The sequence below is a fragment of the Alteromonas sp. AWJ4_197 genome, from assembly GCF_056160285.1.
Genome location: NZ_JBSWWW010000006.1, coordinates 419,484 through 438,999 on the forward strand (window position 1 = coordinate 419,484; position 19,516 = coordinate 438,999).

General features: G+C 49.1%; 22 protein-coding genes. 15 read left to right on the forward strand and 7 right to left on the reverse strand.

Translation table 11 applies throughout. The features are described from left to right. The first annotated feature begins 72 nt into the window (after window positions 1-72). The 6 genes from pip (at window position 73) to ACXAGC_RS15705 (ending at window position 4,136) form a co-directional block, all read left to right on the forward strand. On the forward strand, window positions 73-1,050 hold the full coding sequence (pip, locus tag ACXAGC_RS15680; RefSeq protein ID WP_474845275.1) for a prolyl aminopeptidase: 978 nt from the start codon (window positions 73-75) through the stop codon (window positions 1,048-1,050). Further along, window positions 1,047-1,484: a D-aminoacyl-tRNA deacylase gene (dtd, locus tag ACXAGC_RS15685; RefSeq protein ID WP_474845277.1), complete on the forward strand. Its 438-nt coding sequence runs from the start codon at window positions 1,047-1,049 to the stop codon at window positions 1,482-1,484. The genes pip and dtd overlap by 4 nt, the downstream gene beginning before the upstream one ends. A gap of 140 nt (window positions 1,485-1,624) precedes the next feature. Next, window positions 1,625-2,545, forward strand: a complete 921-nt coding sequence (locus tag ACXAGC_RS15690) for a bifunctional GNAT family N-acetyltransferase/hotdog fold thioesterase (protein ID WP_474845279.1) — start codon at window positions 1,625-1,627, stop codon at window positions 2,543-2,545. Window positions 2,546-2,571: 26 nt separating this feature from the next. After that, the gene (locus tag ACXAGC_RS15695) at window positions 2,572-3,378 is read left to right on the forward strand and encodes a helix-turn-helix domain-containing protein (RefSeq protein ID WP_474845281.1); all 807 of its coding nucleotides are present in this window, start codon (window positions 2,572-2,574) and stop codon (window positions 3,376-3,378) included. Window positions 3,379-3,479: 101 nt separating this feature from the next. Next, window positions 3,480-3,938 (forward strand): carboxymuconolactone decarboxylase family protein, encoded by a 459-nt coding sequence (locus tag ACXAGC_RS15700; protein ID WP_474845283.1) that lies wholly within the window; start codon window positions 3,480-3,482, stop codon window positions 3,936-3,938. 3 nt (window positions 3,939-3,941) lie between these two features. Further along, window positions 3,942-4,136, forward strand: a complete 195-nt coding sequence (locus tag ACXAGC_RS15705) for a YrhK family protein (protein ID WP_349583794.1) — start codon at window positions 3,942-3,944, stop codon at window positions 4,134-4,136. Between the two features lie 40 nt (window positions 4,137-4,176). On the opposite strand, the gene rpoH is transcribed toward ACXAGC_RS15705, so the two are convergent. After that, window positions 4,177-5,031: an RNA polymerase sigma factor RpoH gene (gene rpoH, locus ACXAGC_RS15710; RefSeq protein ID WP_119499928.1), complete on the reverse strand. Its 855-nt coding sequence runs from the start codon at window positions 5,029-5,031 to the stop codon at window positions 4,177-4,179. A 428-nt stretch (window positions 5,032-5,459) separates the two neighbouring features. Between rpoH and ACXAGC_RS15715 the strand changes: the two genes are divergently transcribed. After that, window positions 5,460-6,677 (forward strand): EAL and HDOD domain-containing protein, encoded by a 1,218-nt coding sequence (locus tag ACXAGC_RS15715; protein ID WP_474845286.1) that lies wholly within the window; start codon window positions 5,460-5,462, stop codon window positions 6,675-6,677. Window positions 6,678-6,830: 153 nt separating this feature from the next. Then, entirely contained in the window at window positions 6,831-8,069 is a 1,239-nt protein-coding gene (locus tag ACXAGC_RS15720; RefSeq protein WP_474845288.1) for an EAL and HDOD domain-containing protein, read from the forward strand. Between the two features lie 81 nt (window positions 8,070-8,150). Here the strand turns inward: ACXAGC_RS15720 and ftsX are convergent, their stop codons facing one another. The 3 genes from ftsX to ftsY are packed head-to-tail and all read right to left on the reverse strand — an operon-like array spanning window position 8,151 to window position 11,347. Continuing rightward, complete coding sequence (gene ftsX / locus ACXAGC_RS15725; RefSeq protein ID WP_474845290.1) at window positions 8,151-9,131, reverse strand: permease-like cell division protein FtsX; 981 nt, start codon at window positions 9,129-9,131, stop codon at window positions 8,151-8,153. Then, window positions 9,128-9,817, reverse strand: a complete 690-nt coding sequence (ftsE, locus tag ACXAGC_RS15730) for a cell division ATP-binding protein FtsE (RefSeq protein ID WP_119499924.1) — start codon at window positions 9,815-9,817, stop codon at window positions 9,128-9,130. Before ftsE ends, ftsX begins: the two co-directional genes overlap by 4 nt. A gap of 42 nt (window positions 9,818-9,859) precedes the next feature. Beyond that, the gene (ftsY, locus tag ACXAGC_RS15735; protein WP_474845292.1) at window positions 9,860-11,347 is read right to left on the reverse strand and encodes a signal recognition particle-docking protein FtsY; all 1,488 of its coding nucleotides are present in this window, start codon (window positions 11,345-11,347) and stop codon (window positions 9,860-9,862) included. Between the two features lie 85 nt (window positions 11,348-11,432). Here ftsY and rsmD point away from each other — a divergent pair, with 85 nt between their 5' ends. Then, on the forward strand, window positions 11,433-12,023 hold the full coding sequence (gene rsmD, locus ACXAGC_RS15740; protein WP_474845294.1) for a 16S rRNA (guanine(966)-N(2))-methyltransferase RsmD: 591 nt from the start codon (window positions 11,433-11,435) through the stop codon (window positions 12,021-12,023). A 181-nt stretch (window positions 12,024-12,204) separates the two neighbouring features. Here the strand turns inward: rsmD and ACXAGC_RS15745 are convergent, their stop codons facing one another. Further along, window positions 12,205-12,786, reverse strand: a complete 582-nt coding sequence (locus ACXAGC_RS15745) for a YjaG family protein (protein WP_474845296.1) — start codon at window positions 12,784-12,786, stop codon at window positions 12,205-12,207. Beyond that, window positions 12,786-13,394: a YhgN family NAAT transporter gene (locus ACXAGC_RS15750; RefSeq protein ID WP_119499920.1), complete on the reverse strand. Its 609-nt coding sequence runs from the start codon at window positions 13,392-13,394 to the stop codon at window positions 12,786-12,788. Before ACXAGC_RS15750 ends, ACXAGC_RS15745 begins: the two co-directional genes overlap by 1 nt. A 174-nt stretch (window positions 13,395-13,568) precedes the next feature. On the opposite strand from ACXAGC_RS15750, the gene ACXAGC_RS15755 reads away from it, so the two are divergent. After that, window positions 13,569-13,751, forward strand: coding sequence for a helix-turn-helix domain-containing protein (locus ACXAGC_RS15755; RefSeq protein ID WP_119499919.1), 183 nt, complete (start codon window positions 13,569-13,571; stop codon window positions 13,749-13,751). Between the two features lie 85 nt (window positions 13,752-13,836). On the opposite strand, the gene pepB is transcribed toward ACXAGC_RS15755, so the two are convergent. After that, entirely contained in the window at window positions 13,837-15,120 is a 1,284-nt protein-coding gene (gene pepB / locus ACXAGC_RS15760) for an aminopeptidase PepB (RefSeq protein WP_474845299.1), read from the reverse strand. A 69-nt stretch (window positions 15,121-15,189) separates the two neighbouring features. Between pepB and sfsA the strand changes: the two genes are divergently transcribed. From sfsA to folK, 5 genes are all read left to right on the forward strand, one after another. Further along, window positions 15,190-15,891, forward strand: coding sequence for a DNA/RNA nuclease SfsA (gene sfsA, locus ACXAGC_RS15765; RefSeq protein ID WP_474845301.1), 702 nt, complete (start codon window positions 15,190-15,192; stop codon window positions 15,889-15,891). Window positions 15,892-16,111: 220 nt separating this feature from the next. After that, the gene (gene dksA, locus ACXAGC_RS15770) at window positions 16,112-16,561 is read left to right on the forward strand and encodes an RNA polymerase-binding protein DksA (protein ID WP_119503274.1); all 450 of its coding nucleotides are present in this window, start codon (window positions 16,112-16,114) and stop codon (window positions 16,559-16,561) included. 66 nt (window positions 16,562-16,627) lie between these two features. Next, window positions 16,628-17,554 carry a tRNA glutamyl-Q(34) synthetase GluQRS gene (gene gluQRS / locus ACXAGC_RS15775; RefSeq protein WP_474845303.1) on the forward strand — a complete coding sequence of 309 codons (927 nt, stop codon included), beginning with the start codon at window positions 16,628-16,630 and terminating at the stop codon, window positions 17,552-17,554. Window positions 17,555-17,638: 84 nt separating this feature from the next. Beyond that, entirely contained in the window at window positions 17,639-18,961 is a 1,323-nt protein-coding gene (gene pcnB, locus ACXAGC_RS15780) for a polynucleotide adenylyltransferase PcnB (protein WP_119503273.1), read from the forward strand. Then, window positions 18,954-19,457 (forward strand): 2-amino-4-hydroxy-6-hydroxymethyldihydropteridine diphosphokinase, encoded by a 504-nt coding sequence (gene folK / locus ACXAGC_RS15785; protein ID WP_474845305.1) that lies wholly within the window; start codon window positions 18,954-18,956, stop codon window positions 19,455-19,457. The genes pcnB and folK overlap by 8 nt, the downstream gene beginning before the upstream one ends. The last annotated feature ends 59 nt before the right edge of the window (window positions 19,458-19,516 follow it).

The window sequence follows — 19,516 nt, forward strand, 5'->3', positions numbered from 1 at the left end:
ATATTACGTAAATATGTGTTTTAGTAGCTAAACTAAACCAAAAAAACCAGACATACAACGCACTGAAATAAAATGAAACGACTTTACCCTGACATTGGATGTTACAGCAGTGGGTATTTTGACACGGGTGACGGTCACTCACTGTATTACGAAGAAAGTGGCAATCCGGATGGATTTCCCGTTCTGTATTTACATGGCGGTCCGGGCGCAGGTTTATCCCCGGGTTACAGGCGCTTTTTCGATGGCAACCGTTTCCGCATCATTGCATTTGAACAGCGTGGATGTGGCCGTTCCAAGCCTTTCGGTTCTCTGGAAAACAACACTACACAACATATTCTGGGCGATATAAAAGGCTTAAGACAGTTATTAGGCGTAGAGCAATGGATCCTGTTTGGTGGTTCGTGGGGCTCAACACTGGCTTTGCTTGCTGCAATCGATGCGCCGGATACCGTTTCCGGACTCATTCTGCGGGGCGTTTTTCTGGCCAGGCAAGAAGACCGGGACTGGTTTATCTCACATCAGGGGGCAGCGGCGACCCTCTTTCCCGAACACTACGAACTCTTTATAGATGGTATTGAGGGCGATCTGAATACCGCCTCTGTGTGTGCCCACTACCGCAAACTGTTTGACTCCTCTGACGATCTTCAGCGACTCAGTGCGCTGAAACGCTGGTACATCTGGGAAGAACGCCTTTCAAGGCTGTCACTGCCCGCAGGAACCGGTGAGCTCACCGGCCATTATCCGGTAGGCCTGATGACCAGCCTGGCTAAACTTGAATGCCATTACCTGGCTAATCACTGCTTTATTCCCGAAGATTTTATACTGCAGAATACAGCGGCCATCAGCCACATTCCGGGCACTATCGTTCACGGCCGCTACGATGTAATATGCAGCACAAAAGGGGCATACACGTTACATAAAGCATGGACAAACAGTGAATTGCAGATAGTTCAGGAAGCCGGACACAGCACATCTGAGCCGGGCATAGCACTGGCTCTTTGCAGGGCCACCCGTGATATGTCCCGTTATCTCAGGGAGAAAAAGCGTTGATTGGATTAGTACAACGGGTATCTGAAGCCAGTGTAAAAGTAGACGGTGATGTCACCGGAGCCATCGGGCATGGCATACTGTTACTCCTCGGAGTAGAAAAAGAAGATGGCGAAGAACAAATCGAAAAACTCGCCCGGAAAGTAGCGAATTACCGGATATTCAGTGATGACGACGGTAAAATGAACCTGAATATTCAGCAGGCCGGCGGCGCAGTACTGGTCGTGTCACAATTTACGCTGGTGGCAGATACGCAAAAAGGTAATCGTCCGGGGTTTTCAAAAGGCGCCAGTCCTGCTCATGGCGAAGCCATTTATAACCGCTTCACAGAGCACCTCAGCTCGCTGGGCATTCCGGTCCGGACCGGACGTTTCGGTGCAGATATGAAGGTTTCACTGATTAACGACGGGCCGGTTACATTCCATTTCGCCGTGTAATTTTCTGCAAACGTTTCACATTTCAATTATTTATTCTCTTAATCCCGGCCGGATAGCCTGATATCGGTGAATTGCCTTGTTAAGCAGGGTCACCTTAGGGTTAAATGGGCGACGGATGCATTTTTAAAAAGGCTCATACATTGTTTAGAGTAGCCACACCGAAAACAGAAGAAGAACTAGAAAAATACTTCGCGTTTCGATGGACTTATCTGCGCCAGCCATGGAATTTTCCTCCCGGTTCAGAAAAAGATGAGTATGAACAGGTTGCGGAGCACCGTGTCATCGTAAACGGCAAGGGAGACATTGTTGCTGCCGGTCGCGTTCATCTGAATACGGCAGAAGAAGCTCAGATTCGTCACATTGCTGTTAACTCTGATTATCAGCGCAGAGGCCTCGGCCAGATGATTCTGGGAGCGCTGGAAGGCGTTGCCCGTGAGATGGGCGCAATACGGGCCGTAACCAACAGCCGCGAAACCTCCATCGATTTTTTCAGCTCCTGCGGCTTCGTTATCGAACGGGAAGCCCCGAATGAACTGGGTATGCTGAAACGCCAGCAAATGGTGAAGAAGCTTACTGATCCCGGGATCGTTATGCTGCATCCGAAGTGGTGCAAAGAGCTTCAGGACACATGGACCGAAACAATCCCGATTACCGAACACATGGGCATCAAGCTGCATCAGTATACCGGCCGTACACTGGAGACACGGGCCTCACTGAATAAAAATATCAATATTCACGGTACTATGTTCGCCGGCAGTATTTTTTCTCTGGCCACTCTCACCGGATGGGGGATGATTTTCCTGCAACTGAAAGAACGCCAGTTGATGGGCGATATTGTACTGGGTGACGGTGATATTCACTATCATAAGCCGATTACAATGAAACCCCGTGCCACCTGTCATGTGGAGAGCTTAAGCGGCAAATTTGCCCCCTTGGAAAAGCGTAAGAAATGCAGTTTCACATTGCAGGTCGATATTATGGATGACGACAACGCCGTGGCTGAATTCCGTGGTGTTTTCTGGGTACTTCCTCCGAAGAAAGAGCAGGACGAAGAAGAGTAACTAATCGTGCGGCGGCAGGTTACGTTATGACAGTCATCATACCCCCACAGCAAATTATTCCCGCTGCCTCACTTACCGCCGGGCACATGACTTTTGTGCCCGTACCGGCTCATTTAAAGTCCTGGCTCCACTCTGTGTGGCAATCTGAACATGCCACCCATACTGCGCTGTCCTCAGAACGGTGTTATCCGGATGGCGGCCATAGCCTGACATTCTCAGTCGATGATGTTTGTTATGACGCCACCGTGTTATTCGGAACGAAAACCGGCAATTTATCAAAATTCAATCGTCCCTCTGCTGTCAGTTTCCGGTTTCATCCCGGCGCTTTCTCAGAGTGTTTCGGTATAAGAGCAGAGTCGGTACCACAGAATACAGATATTCCGCTGTCTGCACTGTTTCAGGAGCCGCTGCCCCCGTCAGAGGCGTTATGTGGAAAGCCATTGCCTCAGGTTTACGCAGTACTTACAGACTGGCTTACTTTGCAAATTCACCGGCACAGCAACAACACGCAGCAGCGTCTTAAACTGACAGAAGCGCTGGTAACATCTTCTTACCAGGCCGGTGCTCAAAATTTTGAAAAGTTGTTTGGCTGTTCCACACGGACATTACAGCGTAAATGCAAACAGGCACTCGGCCTGGCACCCAAAGAAATGGTGATGTTTGGTAAAATTTATCTGGCGAGGAAAAGTCTGATTTACAGTAATGCGCCGCTCAGTGATATCGCCCTGTCCAGCGGCTACTTTGATCAGGCACATTTCACCAATCACTTCCGTGATTTTGTGGGCGAAACACCCGCCAGGTATCGTCTGAGAAAACAAAAAAATAACCCGTAACCCCTCATTTATTGCTTATCCACACCCGTGTCGTATTTTTACAATAATGACGGTTAACCATTGCCTACACTGCTTCTCAGTTACTTTACAGGAGAGCAGATATGCAAACTCGTATTACACAGGACACCGTATATGCCTGTGCCCCGCGCATTGTTAAATGCCTGACCGCATTAAGCCGCCCGGCTACAGATAGTGCGATTACACAGTCTTTAACCGATCTCATCAGATTACGTGTCTCACAGCTCAACGGCTGTGCTTTTTGCCTGCACATGCATGCAGCAGAGCTCAGGCAACACGGCGAGTCACAGGAACGTCTGGATATGTTACAGGCATGGCGGGAAGTGCCATACTTTACTGACCAGGAGAAAGCGGCACTCAGATGGGCTGAAGCGTTAACCCGTCTGGAAAGCGGTGTAAGCGATGACGATTATCATCATGTGTCATCATTTTTTGATGAGCAGTCAGTAATTGACCTCACCACGGTTATTTTAGAAATTAACAGCTGGAACCGTCTGTCGATAGGATTCAACTTTATTCCGGCATTAACAGAAAAGAGGTAAACTGTGTTTTCAATTGCCCCGTCAAGTTGTTACTTACTCAATATTCTGGCCGGTTTCGCCTTTCTCAGTGGCAGCTCCCTGTTTCTGCCGCAATTTGCAGATTATGCCGTTACCGGTGTTTATCTGTTCATGTTGGGATCGGCTCTATGGATATACACATCCACAGTAGATTTCCTTAAGCATAAAAAAAGCGCCTGACGGCGCTTTTTTCAATTTTCTATCGCGTATTAGTTAATGCTTACGCTGCCATTGCTGCCTGAAGTTTCTTCATGGCATTTTTTTCAATCTGACGTACACGCTCAGCAGAAACCTGATATTTGTCGGCAAGATCTTGAAGTGTGATCTTATTGTCTGCCAACCAGCGAGTTTCAATAATGTCCTGACTACGCTCATCTAACGTTTTGATAGCAGAATAAAGACGTTTGGAAGCATTGCTATCCCAGTCATTATTGATAACGTCCATCTCAACATCTGCGCTTTTATCTTCAAGGAACTGCACAGGCGCAAAGTTGCCACTCTCGTCGTCATCAGCACTCAGATCAAATGCCTGATCCTGACTACTCATGCGGGCTTCCATTTGCAGCACTTCTTTCGTGCTTACACCCAGTTCATCAGCAACAGTTTGCACTTCTTCGTGAGTGAACCAGCCCAGACGTTTTTTCGCCTTGCGCAAGTTGAAGAACAACTTACGTTGCGCCTTCGTGGTAGCCACTTTAACGATACGCCAGTTCTTCAGTACGAATTCATGAATTTCAGCTTTGATCCAGTGAACAGCAAAAGACACCAGTCTCACACCTACGCCCGGATCGAATCGCTTAACTGCCTTCATCAGGCCAATGTTACCTTCCTGAATCAAATCAGCCTGCGGCAAACCGTATCCTGAATAGGATTTAGCAATATGTACAACAAAGCGTAAATGCGACATGACCAGCTTTCTTGCCGCTTCCAGATCGCCTTCGTCACGTAAACGTGTCGCCAGACTTCTTTCTTCATCAGCAGAGAGCATGTTGATGCTGCTCACAGCCTGAATGTAGCCTTCGATGCTACCGCTGTGGGGCACCGATAATGCCATTGTTTGCATGTTATTGCTCATATTCACCTCAATTTGCTAAGCACTGTATTGTACCAAAACGGGCAGTGCCTTTCGAGTCCTTGATTGTCGCAGATAATTCCAAGTTAGGAATATAGTGACAAATTACTAAATATCAAGACCTGATTTGCATCAAATTAGTTCCGTACAGACGATGAAACCACCACTCAGCACGACAGAGTAAACGATAGATATCGATAAACGTTCTGTCATGTAATTAGTCTCTCAAATCAGTCCACTCACCGCGTTTAGCACGGAAATTAGACGAAATACCAATTTTTCCTGATCCTTCAAACGTATACGCTAAATCCATGGGTAGTAATTGACAGCTGTAAATGTTCGCTTGTGTATACGACAGACACACATAATGAGATTCATGCCGGTCAAAACTAACAAAATAATAACGGAAACAGATCATACAGGAGGTATGGATGTTCTCTTTTGTCGCCAGACAGCCAATTTTTGACACGGCACTAAATGTTATCGCTTATGAGATCCTCTTTCGCGATGGAAAAAGTAACGGATTTCCAGATATCGACCCAAATGAAGCCACATCGAAAATAATCAGCTCAACTCACCTTGGAATAGGCCTGGATGAGATAACAGGTGGAAAGACAGCTTTCATTAATTTTCATCGCGATACATTAATTCACCGCTTTCCCACATCGCTGGATCCTTCAATGGTGATGATTGAGATCCTGGAAACCGTCGAGGTTGATGAGACTCTTATTGCTGCATGCCGGCACCTTCGCGAGATAGGGTTTGAACTGGCACTTGATGATTTTGACGCTGACGAAAAATGGCGGCCACTATTGCCTTACGTTCAGGTCATAAAATTTGATATCCGTTCAATGAAAGAGGAAAGGATCCTTTCTCTGCTGCCAGAAATAAGCCAGTATGAAATCAAGCTGCTCGCCGAGAAAGTTGAAACTTACGCCGAATTCGAACGTTTCAGAGAGTTGGGCTTTCACTACTTTCAGGGTTACTTTCTGGCGCGGCCGGAGCTCGTCCGTCATAAACAAATTATCCCGGCTCAGATGAATATGCTTGCGCTTATCAGCGCATGTAATCAATCCCCGATGGATTTCGACCGCATAAATAACATTATCAACAAGGATGCATCGCTGACATTTCTGTTACTTCGCTTTATAAACAATCCGTTATACAATAAACGGATAAAGGTAAAAGATTTGCGCCACGCACTGAATTACCTTGGTGAAAATGAAGTGAAAAAGTTCGTATCATTGATTGCCCTGGCAAACCTGAATAATGACAGTCCACGGGAACTGTTACAACTATCCCTCGTCAGAGCAAAGTTCTGCAGCTTGCTGGTTGCAGGTATGAACGAACTGAACGATTCTCCCGCCAGTTTTCTCGCCGGCTTGCTGTCGTTGCTGGATGCCATGATGCTGCAGCCCATGAGCGAGTTGCTGGAGAAAGTACCGGTGAGTGAAGAAGTGAAGCACGCTTTACAAGGTAATCCGGGTATGCTCAGTGATTGCCTTTTGCTGGCAAAACATATTGAGTCCGCCCGCTGGTCCACAATAAAAGCCTTCTCAAAGAAATATGGTATTCGCCAGACCACCCTTCATGGTATGTATAACTCGTCACTTAAATGGGCCGGCGCGATGGAAAATAGTATTAATTAATAATTCTGCCCATTGTATAAGTGAAAAGAATTACGTGAGCATAGATAATCTGCGGCCCATAAGATAAAGTTGATATCATCGTGCTCATGCCGTGTTATTAGCAGTCAACTTACAAAGTTGTCGTTACCATTGTTGAAGGGATTGTCAGGTCGTATGTTCGCATTTATTGCACGCCAGCCTATTTTAGACCGTGAAAAGGATGTTTTCGCGTATGAGCTTTTGTTCCGTGACGGCAAAAGCGGCGCTTACCCCGAATTAGAGCCGGACAAAGCAAAATATATTGCCCAACATTTCCATCCGTTAGGGCTGGACGATATTTCCGGTGAAAAGAAATCGTTTATTCACTTTAATCCGGACACTCTGATTTCCCGCTTTCCTACCTCCTTGAATCCCGAGTCTGTTGTCGTGCAGCTGAATGAACCCATGGCACCGACACCGGGATTACTGGAAGCCTGCACGCATATTAAACATCTCGGATTCAGTCTGGCCATTGATGATCCCATGATGCTGAGCGGGAAGCAGGACATTTTTCCGTTGATTGATGTGGTCAAAGTTGATGTCACCAAAACGAACTACGATCTGATTGAAAAGAATATCCCCCGTTATCTTGATGCCAATATCAAACTGGTGGCGGAACAGGTAAACACCCACGAAGATTTCGACAGTTGCCGCTCTCTCGGGTTTGATTTCTTCCAGGGCTATTTCTTCGCCCTGCCGGAAGCGCGACTCCATCGTCACTTGCCGGCTTCGAAAATGAACCTGGTTGATTTGATGGGAGAAAGTGCCCGCAACGACTTTAACATCAGCCGGATCAACCAGATCATTGAGCGTGACGCTGCTCTCAGCTTCCTGCTACTCAAATTTATTAATAACCCGGCAATCAATAAACGTTACAAAATTACCTCACTAAAACATGCCCTGACTTACATGGGCGAAGTGGAAATTAAGAAGTTCATCGCTTTATTATCGCTGGCCAATTTAAGTGACAATAAACCGCTGGAGCTGATCCACATGTCACTGGTGCGGGCGAAATTCTTCGATTTGCTTTCTCAGCAGCGCGGCATTAACACGAATCCGCCAATCGGCTTCCTGATAGGCCTGTTTTCACTGCTGGATGCACTCCTTGATCAGGATATGCCTGACGTTCTTAAACAACTGCCGCTGACCGACGAAGTGAATGATGCGTTGTTGGGTAAATCCAGCGAATTTAACAGCTATGTAGCGCTGGCAAGAGCGTTCGAGGGTGCCCTTTGGATGAATATTATTAAGCAGTCCAAAGTGCTGGATATCGACCAGAAGCAGCTTCACGTACTTTACAATCAGGCTATTCAGTGGGGAAACGGCGTCCGGTCCACCATCTCGGCATATTTCCCTAAGCCGGTCATGCGCTGAGGGGTTATGCAGAGACAACAGGTTACCGGATACACGGAGAAAGTAACCTGTTCAGCCGTTTAAAATAGGATGATGAAGTGGTTATTGCGGTTCAATCTCTCTGACATGCCGCTGTACTGACATCAGTGACCCCAGTAAACCCAACAGAATCGACAAACCCAGCATCGTCAGTAAGGCAGTACCGGACAGACCGGTAATATTGAATTCTTTCTGATAGAGCGTCGCAAATGCCTGAATACTGCTGTCCATCCACCATAAGATAATGATGACGGCGAACCAGGCAATCAAACCACCCAACAATCCGTACCAGAAACCGGTATATAAAAACGGCCGGTGAATAAATGCGTCAGTCGCGCCCACAAGCTTCATCACCAGAATTTCTTCCCGCTTGCTAAGGATGTTCAGCCTGATGGTGTTACCAATGATCAGTACCACAGAAACAAACAACAACACGCCAATGAGCGACACCAGCTCTCTGGCAATATCCAACAGCGCATACAAGCGCTCAAGCCATTCAATATCCAGCTTACCGATGTCGACTTCACGCTGATCTTTGAGCTTTTCAAGCAGTAACCTGGCGGATGTAGGCGAAGCATGTTTCTCGTCCGGCGTCACCAGCACCACATCAGGTAAAGGATTGGACTCCAGATAGGCGATAGCATCACCCAGTCCGGATAAATGCTGAAATTCCTTCAGGGCATCATCTGCGGGGATGAAAGTAACGCTGTCAATCTCCGTCCAGGTGTTCAGCCTGGCAACCAGTTGCTGCGCGCTGGCTGGTGGTGTGTCTTCTTTCAAAAACAAGGAGATTTCCGAGGCCTGATCCCAGCCTGCGCTGATTTTTTCAGTATTTTTAACCAGAATGTAGAGTGTGCCCGGTAAGGTTATGCTCAGACCAAGCACCGCAATAGTCATTAACGATGCGGCCGGCTGACGCCACAATTCCCCGAGGCTGCCTAAAGCCTGACGGACATGACTGATAAAGAACGCACTGATAACCTGAATGATGCCAATGCGGGTATCACTGGCTCCCTGAGAGCGGCCTTTGAATAAAATACTCATGCCCAGTTTCCTCCCTGTTCCTCAGACAATCCGTCGGTGATCATCTGCCCGTTTCTCAATGTCAGTGTGCGGTACTTCATCCGGGCTATAAGCCCGAGATCGTGGGTCGCAACAAACACAGAAACGCCGGCCTGGTTGAAGTCTTCAAACAGACGAATGATTTCCATAGATAACTTAGGATCGAGGTTACCGGTGGGTTCGTCGGCCAACAACAGAGGCGGCTTATTAACCACCGCACGGGCGATGCCGACGCGCTGAGCTTCACCACCTGACAACATCATTGGCAAACTGCGGGCTTTATCCCGCAATCCCACCATTTCCAGCGCTGCTTCAACACGCTTAGAGGTTTCTTTACGGGTATAGCCTTCAATAATAAGTGGCAGCGCCACATTATCGAAAACTGATTTTGAGTCCAGCAAATGCGGGCTCTGGAAGATCATGCCGATATCCCGGCGGATAAACGCTATCTGCCGGCGTTTTATTTCGTTCAGATCGTGACCGTTAATCAGTACCTTGCCCACACTGGGGCGTTCCATGATACTGATTAATTTGAGCAGCGTGCTTTTCCCCGCGCCGGAGTGGCCGGTAAGAAAAGCCATCTCACCCGGTTCAATGTGAAAGCTCACTTTTGACAGTGCGCGCTGACCACCGGGGTAGGTTTTACTTACCTGCTCAAATTTGATCATCTGCTAATCCTGCAACGACGAAAGGATACTGAATTCTCTACGTTAATCGTTTTCGCTCTCACTGAAAAGTGCGTCGATGAATTCATCGCCGTTAAATGTGCGCAAGTCGTCAATTCCCTCACCCACACCAATGTAACGGATTGGAATACCGAACTGGTCAGCGATAGAGAAAATCACGCCGCCTTTTGCAGTACCGTCCAACTTGGTCAGCGTTAAACCTGTCAGACCTACGGCTTCGTTGAACAGCTTCGCCTGACTTACTGCATTCTGGCCCGTTCCTGCATCTAGTGTGAGCATGACTTCATGAGGTGCGTCCGGGTTGAGTTTCTTCATTACCCGAACCACTTTTTTCAGTTCTTCCATCAGGTTATTTTTATTCTGCAGGCGGCCGGCGGTATCCGCGATAAGAATATCTGTACCACGGGATTTTGCGGCTTCCAGAGCGTCATACAATACAGATGCACTGTCTGAGCCTGTGGGCTGGGCGATAACAGGAATCTTGTTACGCTCTCCCCAAACCTGAAGCTGTTCAACGGCGGCAGCACGAAAGGTATCACCCGCAGCCAGCATGACTTTCTTACCCTGTTGCTGGAACTGTTTTGCCAGTTTACCGATGGTGGTGGTTTTACCCACACCGTTAACGCCCACCATCAGAATGACGTATGGTCCGCTACCCGCATTATGCTGTTTCATATCTTCAGCCAGCGGGCGCTCAACAGATTTGAGCATCTCACGCATCTGGCCTTTAAGGATATCCACCAGCGCCTCAGCGTCCTTGAGTTGCGAACGTTTTGCACTGTCTGTAAGTTTGTTGATGATTTTCTGTGTGGTGTCCATGCCCACATCAGCCACCAGCAACTGAGTTTCAAGCTCTTCATACAAATCATCGTCGATGGCTTTGCCGCGGAACAAACTGATAAAGCCACTGCCAAGGTTTGTTTTAGTGCGCGATAAGCTGGCTTTCAGGCGACTGAAAAGAGACTTTTTCTCTTCTTTGGCTTCGGGCTTTGCTTCAACAACCGGTTCCGGCTCAGATTCTACTTCCGGCTCAGGTTCAGGCACGGCGGCGACAACCGGCGTCATTTCATCCGGCGTAATGTCTTCGTCAGAAACAACTTCCGGCTGAACTTCGTCTTGTTTTACCTGTTGGGTTACCTTCTCAGACTCAACCCATCCCGGTCCGGTTGCATCCTCAGGTCCAGTTTTCCGTATTAACGGCTCTGGTGCAGGCTCATCAAATGCAGGTACTTCGGGTTCAGACTGCACTGCAGCAGAGCTTTCTGGCTGAGCCTTAACGATATCATGCGGTTCAACCGGCGTATCCACTTCCGCTTCAACTACGGGCTCTTTAAGTACAGCATCTTCAGGTTTAGTTTCTCCGGCAGGGGCCTCAGCTTCAACATTACTTTGCGCAGGCTCAGGCACTTCTGTTTCTGGCGTCTCAACCGCGTTGCTTTCCTGCGGCTTTACTTCACTTTGTTCTTTTTCAGGTTGCTTGTTCTTTCTGAACCAGCCAAAAAGTTTCGACATTGTTTGGTCAAATCCTTAGTAAATCGGCAAAATTCGGCTACACTGGCCGGCTTTCAATAGCCGTTATCATACATTGTCAGCCCCTATGAAGCGAGTATCCAGAAAGCCTCAGACACAAAAGACGAAATCAGGCAACGTCAGGATCATTTCAGGTCAGTATCGCGGCCGGAAACTGCCCGTGGCAGACGTGGACGGGTTACGTCCCACCACTGACAGGAACAAAGAAACCCTGTTCAACTGGCTGATGCATGATTTACCCGACGCTCACTGTCTCGACGCTTTTGCAGGCTCAGGCGGACTTGGCTTTGAAGCACTTTCCCGCTATGCCGGACATTGCACATTCATTGAGAAAGACAGAAATGTGGCCGCACAACTGAAAACCAACCTTTCAGCAATGTCTGCAAATGGTGAAGTGATCAATGGCGATGCTGTTCAGATATTGTCTTCCACAGACAAGCAGTTCGATATTATTTTCATCGATCCACCCTTCAATCACGGCCTCGTTGAACCGGTACTGCAAGTCATCCTAAGCCGGAACCTTCTGAAACCCGACGGTGTAATTTACGTCGAGCAGGAAATCAACGCCCCTTCCCCGCTCATCAGCGAACGCCTGCAGGTAGTTAAAGAAAAGAAACTCGCACAGGTGATGTACTGCTTGCTATCACTGGAAGACTGACTGAGCGGTTAAGCCAGAGGCAGGCGTTAATGCGGTTGTCGGGCACTGCTGTACGCAGTGAGCCCGCAGGCGGTGAAGGTGTGTAGTTCGGGAACTGTCAGTCGCAGGGATGCGACTGCCAAGCCTCCAGGGATGGATTTACGGCGTGTTCCCGAACTACACGCCGATCCCCCGAAAGGGCTCACGCCTCAGGATTGATTTCGAGGCCGATGTTGGAGATGCCTTCTTCGAGAGCGAGGGCCTTGAGTTCGTCGCAGGTGGACAGCGGACTGCCGTCCTTTTCCAGCAGGTCGAGCATGGCGTTTTGCAGCTCTACTTCAAATACCATCAGCGGATGGCCTTTAATGTCTTCTTCGTCAACGCCGGATGCCAGCAGGTAAGCTTCCACACTGCCCTGCGACAGCTTACTGACCACCACAGCCCCTTGCAGATCCTGCTTCAGCACAAGGCCAATCGCCGCAGCCAGAGCGATTGTTGCATCGATAGCAGGGTAAACACCGAAGGTGTCGTAATCTGCGGTATCAGGGGTGACGCACTCTACTTTCTCAAGCTGAACAGAAAAGTTGATTTTGCTTTTCGGGCTGCGTACCGATTCCCACAATAAAGATAAACAGTTTTTGCAAACGCCTTCATCATCAAAGCCCGTGACTTCTTTAAATAACGCATAATTCGGTAACATCCGCTCCAGCAGCGCAGCGCTGAAGGCAACGGCACGCCATCCTTCCAGTTGTCTCACCCGTGCAAATGTAGACAGTTTTTTCATTATTGTATCGCTCCGGAAGCATGTTGAAAGTAATGGCTGACACCATCTAAAAACATTTGTATTGAAATCATCACCAGAATCATCCCCATCAGACGTTCCATGGCGGTTAAGCCGCGCTCACCCAATAAGCGGTGAAACACTTCAGAGAATAGCAAAATGATCGCGCTGATCACCCAGGCTGCTCCCAATGCAATCGTCCAGTCCGTCATTCTGTCCGGCGCCTGGTTAGCAATCAGAATAAGTGCAGCCAGGGTCGACGGCCCTGCAATCATAGGTATTGCCAACGGGACCAGAAAGGGCTCTTCACCCACGGCCAGCCCCAGCGCGTTCCCCGACTGTGGAGGGAAAATCATTTTCAGAGCAATCAGGAACAGAATGATACCACCGGCAATACTCACGGTTTCCTGACGGACATTCAGGAAATCCAGCACAGCCTGACCGCTGAACAGAAATATCAGCAAAATGATAAGTGCAAATACCAGCTCCCTTACCAGTATGACACGGCGTCGTTTAGGCTCGATGGTCTTCAGCACCGACATAAACACCGGCAGATTCCCCAGTGGATCCATGATCAGAAATAACATGATGGCCGCAGACCACGTATCCATGAAAGAGATTCTCCCCTAAAGTGTAATTGGACTTACCCGGACCCGCTGCTATGTTTAGATTTCCGGTTAAAAAACGGAAATTTAGCCAACAGCGTAAATAAGAATGATAGATAAGCGCAGGATTGTCGCATTTACGCGTTGATTTTACTATCTAATCAGACAGGAATGAGAACTATGAGTTTGATGTCTATTGAAGAAGTGGCGACATTTCTTGACGTACAGCCTATCCGCGTAGAGCGCCTTGAAAGAGAAAGCCTTTTAGTTGCAAAAGAGAAGGATAGCGAAGGTAAACCGCTGTTCGATAAGGGCGATGTGGAGCGTTATAAAGTGCTGGCTGAACGGTTAGGCGGCATCTGACCTGCTTCATTTTTAATTCAGAATGAAAAAGCCCCCGGCATTATTCGTAAAAACCGGGGGCTTTTCTTTATCTGTTCATCAGTGTTCAGTTCTGCTGCAGCATTCGCGCAATACTGCGGATACCAATACCTGTTGCACCTGCCGGCATTTCCGGTGTAGCGCTGCCGTTGTAAGCTGCAGCCAGATCCAGGTGTACCCAGCCCTTACCTTCTTCATTAACAAAACGGGATAAGAAACCGGCTGCATTTGAGGCGCCGCCGCCACCGCCTCCTTTCATAGGACGACTGTTGGCAGTATCAGCAAAAGCAGACGGACACTTATCCTGATGCCATTTTTCCAGCGGCAATGGCCAGAAGCCCTCGCCCTCGGCTTTACCTGCTTCAAGCATCGCTTGTCTGGCGTCATCATCCATACTGAAAACAGCATGGTAGTCATTACCTAATGCAACCGTTGCTGCACCGGTCAGCGTTGCCGCGTTAATTATAAGGGGAGCACCAGTTTCAGTTGCACGGATCAAGCCATCAGCAAGCACCAGACGACCCTCTGCATCGGTATTGACGATTTCTACTGTAAGCCCGTTTTTATAGGTCAGTACATCGCCCAACTTGTATGCGTGACCGCTAATCAGGTTTTCAGCGCAACATAAAAGCAGTTTCACACGCTTTTTGAGTCCCTGACTGATAGCCAGTCCGAGGGCACCGGTTACTGTTGCCGCGCCGCCCATATCACATTTCATATCCAGCATCCCTTCACTGGATTTAATGCTGTAACCACCACTGTCAAAGGTGATGCCTTTACCTACCAGCACAGCATCGACCGGTGCATCGTTGTTGCCGGTGGGGTTATAGTCCAGCTCCAGTAACACCGGCGGACGCTCGCTGCCACGACCGACGTTATAAATACCAGTCCAGCCAGCTTTCTGCAGTGCTTCACCCACTGTCATACTGTAAGAGACCTTGTCTCCGCCCAGCGACTGAATCCACTGTGCTGCACGACCGGCAAGGGTTTCAGGTGATAAATCTTCAGGGGTGTCGTTCACCAGACTGCGGGTAAACAACAAGGCGGCATACGCTTTATCTAACTCAGCAACATCACCGGTGTCTGCCCAGCGGATTGATCCGGGCTTTCTCGCACGGGTATAACTCAGGGCAAAAGCCCATTGTTGCTCTTTAGACCAGTCACCGGTCAGCTGAACTTCAGCGATGCCGAGTCCGTCGATACGACGGCCCGCCTGACGAATCAATCTTGTGCTGTCGCCTTTCTCAGTAATATGGATAACAGCACCGTCTGCTGTCATGCTTAATCTGGCATTTTCGCCCCAGTGAGCCGGCGCCTTTCCGGTGGAAAGTGACACAGAAAAAATCGACATAACAATTCCTTATTAGCTTGTTACAATGTGTTCTTTATCTTCAGACAATTAAATTGACTGGTTATTTGTATGCAGTTTACTACGCCTTTACTTCACGGAAAGCTTATTCGTCGTTACAAACGGTTTCTTGCCGATGTAACCCTGGATTCAGGCGAAGAAGTGGTTGCGCATTGTCCGAACACCGGCGCAATGACTGGCTGCGCCGAACCGGGATACGAGGTCTGGCTCAGCCCCTCAAATAATCCCAAACGCAAGCTGGCCTACACCTGGGAACTGGCAAAAACCTTTGACGGACACTTCATCGGCATCAATACACATAATGCTAATAAACTGGTAGCGGAAGCACTGGATAACAATACCATAGCCGAATTTTCTCACGTACAGGACTGGAAAGCAGAGGTGACACCACCCGGCGCCGACAGCCGCTTCGATTTTCGTATCACAACCGCTGAAGGCGATGCCTATATAGAAGTGAAGTCTGTCACTCTGCTGGAAGAGGGAAAAGGCTACTTTCCCGATGCCAGAACAACCCGCGGCGCCAAACACTGCGAGACACTGGGTAATCTGGCCGCAGCGGGCGTGCCAGCGACTCTGGTGTTTTGCGTGCAGCATACTGGTATACGTGAAGTACGGGTTGCAGAGCACATTGATCCAAACTATGCCGCAGCCGTAAAGGTTGCGCACGATAAAGGAATGCAAATCATCGCTTTAGGTTGCGAAATCAATGAACAAAATATTAAGGTAAATCAATCACTACCAGTAATTTGGTGAAAAAGGGGTTGCAATTTCTCAAAGGAACGCCATATTTGCGGCTTGCTTTTTACCGTTGTGGTGCACAGACGCCACCGGCGTTTTGCATTCGAAGAGCAATGGATGCATTAAATAACGGAAGGGTAACTTTGACACCAAAGGTTGCCTGAACATAGCGATTCTGCTATAGATTCCCGGTTGTTCAGGACATATGGGTGTCGTAGTGTAGGAGATGTGGCACATGCCAACAGGAAAAGAAACGAAATCCCTGGGCCTTTTAGCCTTAGCCGGCCTTGAGCCTTACCAGCCAAAGCCTGACGAAGAATACATGAACGATGCGCAAATGGAGCATTTCCGTTTGTTGCTTAAAGCATGGCGTGATCAGTTGCGTGAAGAAGTAGACCGTACTGTGACGCATATGAAAGACGAAGCTGCCAACTTCCCTGATCCAGTCGACCGTGCAGCGCAGGAAGAAGAATTCAGCCTTGAACTGCGTACACGTGACCGTGAACGTAAACTGATTAAAAAAATCGAGAAAACCATGCGTCGCATTGAAGACGATGATTTCGGTTTCTGTGATCAGTGCGGTATCGAAATTGGTATCCGCCGTCTGGAAGCACGCCCTACAGCTGATTTATGTATCGACTGTAAAACAATGGCAGAAATCAAAGAAAAGCAGCTTCAGGGCTAACGCTTTTCTGATACTCAGGGCGCCGGTGCTAAACCCGCGCCTTAAGTCATTTTTACTCGTAATATTATGACGGGTCATCATTCTTATACCGGCAGATTTGCCCCTTCTCCCTCAGGTCCTCTTCATTTCGGTTCGCTGATAGCCGCCCTTGCCAGCTTTCTTGATGCCAGACATCATCAAGGGCAGTGGTTACTGCGAATGGAAGACATAGACGAACCCCGCTGCGTTGGCGGTGCCGACAAACTCATTCTGGACACACTTGAAGCTCACCATCTTCACTGGGACGGTGAAGTCATGTATCAGTCTGCAGAACATGCCCGTTATCAGGCGCTCACAGACCAGTTTATCCGGCAAGGCCTGGCATACCGGTGCAGTTGCACGAGAAAGATGATTAAAGAAGCCGGCGGCACATACCCCGGCACCTGCAGAGATAAACATCTCACTGGTGACGGCACGGCAATCCGGTTAAAGATGACCTCTCCGGTCACCCGGTTTGATGATCGTATTATGGGACGGGTACACGTTACCGACGCCCACGCCTTTGAAGACACCGTGCTCAAACGTCGCGACGGATTATTTTCTTACAATCTGGTGGTGGTGGCCGACGATATACACCAGGGTGTTACCCATATTGTACGGGGCAGCGATCTGCTTACCACAACAGCAACGCACTTAAGCCTTTACAAATTGCTGCAGGCACGTGCGCCGGCGTATGCCCATGTTCCGGTGGCCTCTGTGTCTGAAGGGCGCAAATTGAGTAAACAGAATCATGCTGCAGCCCTCAATAACTTAACCCCGTCGGAAAACCTCGCCGCAGCGCTGACCTTCTTAGGCTTAGCTCTTCCGGAAGATGCTAAAAATGCTCCGCCGGCAGAAGTGCTACAATGGGCTGTTGAACACTGGGGTTGTGATAGAATACCAAGACAGCGCGAAATTATTGTCGCTGCGTCAGAATCCACTTATCATAGACCCTTTATTTTTTGTGGCATTTAATTTTTCGGAGACAGCATCATCATTACGCGCGTGTTTAAAACGGTAAAACGGGTATTAAGTAAAGACCCGGCCTCAGAAGCAACGATACAGGCCTATACCCTTCCCCGTGCCGAGCATGGTATTTCACGGGAAGACATCAGTGATAACGCGCTGAAAGTGCTGTACCGCCTCAATAAATCCGGTTTTGAAGCGTACCTGGTGGGTGGCTGTGTCCGCGACCTTATGCTGGGTAAACTGCCAAAAGACTTCGATGTCGTTACCAATGCCACACCGGAACAAATTAAAAGCCTGTTCAAAAACTGCCGGCTGATCGGCCGCCGTTTCCGTCTTGCCCACATTGTATTCGGCCGGGAAATCATTGAGGTTGCCACTTTCCGTGGTCACCACAGTGAAGGCGAATCAGACAATAAACTGGGTCAGCAGGACGCGCAGGGCCAGCTGGTCCGGGATAACGTGTTCGGTACTATCGAAGAAGACGCCGAACGCCGGGATTTCACCTTCAATGCCATGTACTACAGCGTGGCTGACTTTACAGTTACCGACTTCGCCCGTGGCCGCGATGCCGTTAAAAACCGCGAAGTAGACCTAATTGGTGACCCGGAAACCCGTTACCGTGAAGACCCGGTGCGCATGCTACGAGCTATCCGTTTTGCTGCCAAGCTGGACATGACGATTACGCCCCGCACAGCGAAGCCCATCCCCGAGCTGGCACACTTACTGGCAAACATTCCGCCGGCAAGATTATTTGAAGAAACCCTGAAGCTGTTCCTTGGCGGCGCCGGTGTGCAAACCTTCCGCTTATTGCAACAATACGGGTTGTTAACGCCGTTATTCCCGCAGTTAGAAAGCATTGCGAAAAATCCTGACAGCCGTGAGTGTCAGTTTATTCTTAAAGTGCTGGAAAATACCGATGAGCGCATCAACAGCAACCAGCGGGTAACACCGGCTTTCCTGTACGCGGCATTGCTATGGTATCCGCTGGAAGAACATGCGCAGAAGCTGCAGGCAGAAAGCGGCCTGAATCAGCACGACGCCTTTAATATTGCCTCCGGTGAAGTGATTCACCGTCAGGTGCAACGTATTATGATCCCGAAACGTTTCTCCACGGTTATCCGTGATATCTGGATCCTGCAACAACGTTTACCACGACGCTTTGGCCGCCGCGCATTTCAGTTGCTGTCGCACCCTAAATTCCGTGCCGGTTATGACTTCCTGCATGCCCGCGGCGAAATTGAAGGTGGCAATACAATGGAGCTGGCTGACTGGTGGACCGAATTCCAGCACGCTGACCAGGGTAAGCAGAAAAAGTTGCTGAACGCATTGCGCCAGTCGGAAGGCAGCAAGTCATCAGGCCCGCGAAAGCGGCGCCGCCGCTCACCTGAAAAACGAGATGCCGGTAATGCATAAAGAACACGTTTACGTTGGTCTGGGCAGTAATCTGGGCGATTCAGGTGCAACCCTTGAGGCTGCCACAAAGGCTATGGGCGAACTGGCTGACACCCGTGTTCTGGCCCGTTCATCTCTGTATTGTTCCTCTCCTATGGGTCCGCAGGATCAACCGGACTATATTAACGCAGTGTGCCTGCTGGAAACGGCACTGGAACCCGTGGAACTATTACGGGCATTACAGAATATTGAAAACAGTCATGGCCGTGAGCGCAAAGGTGAGCGCTGGGGCCCGCGAACCCTTGATTTAGACATGCTGCTTTACGGCAACACCGGGATGAACACCGCTGAGTTAACCCTGCCTCACTATGGTATGGCCGCCAGGGAGTTTGTGATGGTGCCGCTGTTTGAAATTGCGCCATCTATGATCATGCCGGACGGTAACCCCATCGCCTTGTGGGTGTCCCGCTGCAATCTTGAGGGACTTCGGCGTATAACGCCTTCCAATCAGTCTTAAAATCCGTATAGTTCGCAATCTGTTCAACCCCCTCAGGGGTGTGTCAAATGAGGTTGTTC

Coding starts and splice junctions, on each gene's coding strand:
- pip (WP_474845275.1), top strand. CDS start 73: ATGAAACGACTTTACCCTGACATTGGATGTTACAGCAGTGGGTATTTT.
- ACXAGC_RS15695 (WP_474845281.1), top strand. CDS start 2,572: ATGACAGTCATCATACCCCCACAGCAAATTATTCCCGCTGCCTCACTT.
- ACXAGC_RS15700 (WP_474845283.1), top strand. CDS start 3,480: ATGCAAACTCGTATTACACAGGACACCGTATATGCCTGTGCCCCGCGC.
- rpoH (WP_119499928.1), bottom strand. CDS start 5,031: ATGAGCAATAACATGCAAACAATGGCATTATCGGTGCCCCACAGCGGT.
- ACXAGC_RS15715 (WP_474845286.1), top strand. CDS start 5,460: ATGTTCTCTTTTGTCGCCAGACAGCCAATTTTTGACACGGCACTAAAT.
- ACXAGC_RS15720 (WP_474845288.1), top strand. CDS start 6,831: ATGTTCGCATTTATTGCACGCCAGCCTATTTTAGACCGTGAAAAGGAT.
- ftsX (WP_474845290.1), bottom strand. CDS start 9,131: ATGAGTATTTTATTCAAAGGCCGCTCTCAGGGAGCCAGTGATACCCGC.
- ftsE (WP_119499924.1), bottom strand. CDS start 9,817: ATGATCAAATTTGAGCAGGTAAGTAAAACCTACCCCGGTGGTCAGCGC.
- ftsY (WP_474845292.1), bottom strand. CDS start 11,347: ATGTCGAAACTTTTTGGCTGGTTCAGAAAGAACAAGCAACCTGAAAAA.
- rsmD (WP_474845294.1), top strand. CDS start 11,433: ATGAAGCGAGTATCCAGAAAGCCTCAGACACAAAAGACGAAATCAGGC.
- ACXAGC_RS15745 (WP_474845296.1), bottom strand. CDS start 12,786: ATGAAAAAACTGTCTACATTTGCACGGGTGAGACAACTGGAAGGATGG.
- ACXAGC_RS15750 (WP_119499920.1), bottom strand. CDS start 13,394: ATGGATACGTGGTCTGCGGCCATCATGTTATTTCTGATCATGGATCCA.
- ACXAGC_RS15755 (WP_119499919.1), top strand. CDS start 13,569: ATGAGTTTGATGTCTATTGAAGAAGTGGCGACATTTCTTGACGTACAG.
- pepB (WP_474845299.1), bottom strand. CDS start 15,120: ATGTCGATTTTTTCTGTGTCACTTTCCACCGGAAAGGCGCCGGCTCAC.
- sfsA (WP_474845301.1), top strand. CDS start 15,190: ATGCAGTTTACTACGCCTTTACTTCACGGAAAGCTTATTCGTCGTTAC.
- dksA (WP_119503274.1), top strand. CDS start 16,112: ATGCCAACAGGAAAAGAAACGAAATCCCTGGGCCTTTTAGCCTTAGCC.
- gluQRS (WP_474845303.1), top strand. CDS start 16,628: ATGACGGGTCATCATTCTTATACCGGCAGATTTGCCCCTTCTCCCTCA.
- folK (WP_474845305.1), top strand. CDS start 18,954: ATGCATAAAGAACACGTTTACGTTGGTCTGGGCAGTAATCTGGGCGAT.